This is a genomic window from Dietzia sp. UCD-THP (assembly GCF_000349585.1).
In the GTDB taxonomy this organism is placed as follows: Bacteria; Actinomycetota; Actinomycetes; order Mycobacteriales; family Mycobacteriaceae; genus Dietzia; species Dietzia natronolimnaea_A.
Window position 1 is genome coordinate 1327 of the sequence record NZ_KB714637.1, and the last position, 894, is coordinate 2220.

Annotated in this window: 1 protein-coding gene; it reads right to left on the reverse strand. The window is 61.5% G+C overall.

Translation table 11 applies throughout. From position 1 onward, the window contains the following. A partial coding sequence (locus H483_RS39895; RefSeq protein WP_238556283.1) for a class I SAM-dependent DNA methyltransferase occupies nt 1–848 on the reverse strand: 848 nt, incomplete at its 3' end. Nucleotides 849–894: the final 46 nt, after the last annotated feature.

Here is an 894-nt window from a genome sequence, read left to right on the forward strand (position 1 = left end):
CCCAAGAAGTCTTCGTAGGTGGGCGGCTGGTCGGTGAAGTAGAAGAAGGCGTGCTGCCACTCGTCGGTGGCGGCAATCTCCGACCGCACGATGAAGCTGGTGTCGTCCGCGACGCCATCGTTGAGGACCGAGAGCAGATGCGCCCGGCGGGACTTCTCGTTGCCGTCGCCCATCAGGCCGAGGTGCTGGCGGACCTTGTAGCCGTCGTCCTTGAAATTGACGAAGGCCGTCTTTTTCGACGCCGGGTGCGGCACGCCGGCTGTGAACATGGCGATCACGACGTTGGTCCCAACTCCGTAGAAGGTGTCGGGATTCATCGTGATCACAGCGTCAAGAGTGTGCCCGGCGAGGATCCGCCCCTTGCGAGCCTTGTCCTCCTTCGTCTTGCCGACCATCGACGACTGAGGGACGATCGCCGCGAGCCGGCCCTTGTGATTGAGGAGCGAGAGCGCTCGTTCGATGAACGACAGTTCTGACAGGTGCCGCGTCTCCTTGGTCTTAGCCTGCGAATATGGCGGGTTTATGAGGGCTTTGGTGAACCCGTGTTCGCCGCGCAGTTCCTCTGTGCTGAGGTCGAAGATGGAGTGTCGCCGGAAGTTCGCCTTGCCGTCGCCGCGCAATATCATGTTGGTCGTCCCGATAGCGAACAGCTTGTCCTGGAGTTCCACGCCATGAAGCCGGTGCTCGCGAATCTCCCGTTGCTTGGTAGCGAGAACGCCGGCCCTATCGCCGTATCTCCGATCGACATCGTCGAACATGCGGCGCATCGCGGCAATAAGGAATCCTGCGGTGCCGGCACAGGGGTCGATCACGAAGTCATCGGCGTCCACGTCGATCAGTTCGGCCATAAGGTCAGTGATGTGGTGCGGCGTGAGGACGATGCCGAGCGCGTTG